Source organism: Dokdonella sp. (genome assembly GCF_039926425.1).
Lineage (GTDB): Bacteria > Pseudomonadota > Gammaproteobacteria > Xanthomonadales > Rhodanobacteraceae > Dokdonella_A.
In genome coordinates this window covers 1-3167 of the sequence record NZ_JBDSWZ010000081.1, presented here as the reverse complement: position 1 = coordinate 3167, position 3167 = coordinate 1, and the positions used below count along the sequence as shown (strand labels likewise).

Annotated in this window: 4 protein-coding genes; all 4 read left to right on the top strand. The window is 61.9% G+C overall.

Annotated elements, in window-relative coordinates:
* The coding region (locus ABIV12_RS05310) for a hypothetical protein (protein ID WP_348056989.1) at positions 1-543 on the top strand (543 nt) is incomplete at its 5' end.
* Between the two features lie 472 nt (positions 544-1015).
* The gene (locus tag ABIV12_RS05305) at positions 1016-1462 is read left to right on the top strand and encodes a hypothetical protein (protein WP_348056987.1); all 447 of its coding nucleotides are present in this window, start codon (positions 1016-1018) and stop codon (positions 1460-1462) included.
* A 72-nt stretch (positions 1463-1534) separates the two neighbouring features.
* On the top strand, positions 1535-1804 hold the full coding sequence (locus ABIV12_RS05300; protein ID WP_348056985.1) for a hypothetical protein: 270 nt from the start codon (positions 1535-1537) through the stop codon (positions 1802-1804).
* Positions 1805-1980: 176 nt separating this feature from the next.
* Complete coding sequence (locus ABIV12_RS05295) at positions 1981-2985, top strand: helix-turn-helix domain-containing protein (RefSeq protein ID WP_348056983.1); 1005 nt, start codon at positions 1981-1983, stop codon at positions 2983-2985.
* Positions 2986-3167 lie beyond the last annotated feature (182 nt).

The following is a 3167-nucleotide window of genomic DNA, read 5'->3' as shown; positions in this document are numbered from 1 at the left end:
GACGCCCACCTCGATGATGCGCTGCGAGCGGTGCGAGAAGCCAACATGCAGCGGCGATTGGATATGAATGCGAAGAACCAGGCTGGCTGCGCAATGCTGCAGCAGGGCACGATCGATCATTGGCTTGATCCTATCGAGCTGGCGGCGAACGCCGGTAGCATCCCTGCGATGGAAGGGTACGCCAGGTACGTGCTTGCAGAGTACGACTCGGTCGACGCGATCGTCTCCGACGTCGATACCGCGATCGAGCGGCGCGACAAGGCGAGGGTGTTTGTGAAGGAGTCGCTCCGACTCGGCGATGCGAATGCTCTGGCGGTGTTGGCGCGCGCTTATTCAGCAGGTAGCGACGCTGCGAGTTTGTATCCTGTCGATCCGGCAAAGGCCTACGCTTATGCGTATGCGGGCACGCTTGCAGGTCTCGGGACGTCGACGCTTCCATCGTGGACGCTGTCGGACAATGCTGAGCTTCTGGATGCGCATCAGCTCGGCGAAGCCGAGGCGGCCGGACGTCGCATTTACGCGCAGTGTTGCCTCAAACATTGAATGCTTTTTCCTCCGGACGCTCGCAGAGCACGATCAAAAGCGCCCCCTTCCGCCTTCGGCACCTTCCCCCGCTTCGCAGGGGAAGGACATCATATTCGGACATGGCTGCGGCAGCGCGAGTGCGTGAGTGGGGAAGGACATCAAAATCGGACATGGCTGCGGCCGCGCGAGTGCGTGAGTACTGAAGTGCGAACATGCGGGACTGCGTGCGTCGATGAGTCAGCATGTCCGTTTTTCGGCAGACTGCAGCGCTCAGCCTCACCGAACGTGTTGCTCAAGCGTCGCAGCAACCACACTGCCTTTCCTTCTCCTGCGCAGCGGGGGAAGGTGCCGAAGGCGGAAGGGCGCGCTTTTCGCAAGAGTGCAGCAGCCAAGCGATCAGCTGTCTCACGCTCGTGAACGCGCGCGCGCTCGTTGCCAGACTGCTCCCTGACCGCCGGCCGATTTCTCCTCAATGTCAGCAGTCGGAAAAATGAGCGAAGAGCATGTCCCGCCTTCCAATGGGCTCTCCGGCCTCTACATCGTCTCTCTCGTCAACGAGCAGCCGATCGGCGTCAACGCCAACGACCCGCGTCGTGCGGCAACCTGTCTGCGCGTCAATCGGCTGAACTGCAAATTCGGCAAGGCGAAGAATCTTGCGACGCGCAGAAAAAATTATGACGCGGTGTTCGGGGCGCACAACGTGCGGTTCCATCCGATCGTCGCGATGGACGACGCCGCGCAAGGTGAGCGCACGGTGTTGGTGGATCTGCGTGCATTTCGAGTACGCCACAGCAACGGTCGGATGCACGAATGGCTGGTTGGCATCACGCCGGAGCAACTGGAAGGGATCGTGTTGCAGGCGCTCAGTCGTGCGCAGATGACGTTCAGACGGATCAGAAGCGTCGTCGACGCGGATGCGTCTGCGCGAGAGCGCTGACGCGTGGCCATCAGCGCGACGCTTGCGCCGTCGCCGTATATGCTGGGAGCATTCCCGCAGGAGAAACCCGCGATGAAACGTCGAATTTTTCCGGCCGCGTCGCTGACGTTGTCGCTGGCCATTGCCGGTTGCGGCGCGTCACGCGACGACGCCAATACCTACACCCTGTATCGAAGCAGTGCCGTCCCCGGCGATCCGGTCTCGCGCTACCACGTGGCGACGTTCGATTCCTCCGAAGCGCCGCCTTACAACAAGCAGAACTGCGAGATCGTCTCGCGGCTGTGGCTGGAAAGCGGCGTGCAGGTGAAGTATTGGTGTGAAAGTGGGCGGTTTCATCTGTAGCCAATGACACTCGTTATGGCTCAACCGGGAAGGCCAAGGTGCGCAGTTGCGCATCACGTCGCTGTGTCAGGATCCGTCTTTGCCACGGGTATCGGAACAGTCGCTCGTACCCGGCGCTCGCTTCTTGCCTGGTGGGAAACCAGCGTCGAATCGCTTGGCGAGTGCGGTCCTCACTCATGACCACTGAATCCCCTCTCCAGGCCCTCGGCATTTCGCGCGAGGAAGAAAAGGCCTACGAGTTCCTGCTCGCCAATCCCGGCACTGTTGCGTGCGACTTCGCCCGACGTGCACGGTGGACGGCGCAGAAGGCCGGGCGGGTGTTGAAGGCTCTCGAAGCGAAGGGCATGGCCAATCGGTTGCCCGAGAAGACACCGCGGTATTTTCCGACGCCGCCGGAGATCGTTGTGGATCTCCTCACGACCAAGCGGCACGACGAGATCCAGCGGGCGCGGGTCACGGCGCAGCGCTGGCAAGCGAAGGTGCGGCCGGCGTCGACTGACGAGCAGCCAATCGAGATCATCAACGGACGCGAGGCGATCGCGCGCAGGTTCGAACATCTGCATCAGAGTGCGCGCGAGGAAATCGTCTGCATGGAACGTCCGCCCTACGTCGTCAGTCCGATGCACACCTATGAAAACGTGCAGAAACAGGCGATGGAGCGCGGGGTGCTGTTGCGGAACATCGTTGATGCCTCGGTGCTCGACATGCCCGGAAAGCCCGAGGCATTGCGCAAGGATGTGGAAGAGGGCGAGCACATTCGCGTGCTTGCGCGAATGCCGATGAAGCTGGTGATTGCCGATCGGCGCACGGCACTGGTGCCACTGACGCTTGAGCAGGCGCGTGACATCGCGTTGGTTCTGCGGCCTTCGCTGTTGCTCGACGCGTTGTATGAGTTGTTCGAAATCCTGTGGGATCGCGCGACGCCGTTCGGTACGGCAGCGGTTTCGGTGCACCTGTCCGGAAAAGTGCGGCACTCGGTGGACGCGGATCGATTGGTGACGCTCCTTGCGGCCGGCATGAACGACAAGTCGATCGCCCAGGAATTGGGGATCTCTGCGCGCACTCTCGAGCGCCGAATCACCGAAGTGGTCACTCTTCTGGAAGCACGCACGCGATTCCAGGCCGGTTGGCTGGCGGCATTGCGCACGCAGTCATCGGGCGATGCACGCCGGAAGCGCTGAGCCCATCGCATTGCTTCGCGAGATCCCTGTCATCGACGCACGGCGATCATGGATTGAGCAGTCATCAGACGATGGTCACGCTGCCGGACAGCGGAGAAACCGAAGCCGTGGCTGATTTCCGCCATGGCGGAAACAGGCCGCCGGATGCGTTGACACCGTGTCGCGCGGCACCGAGTATCGAG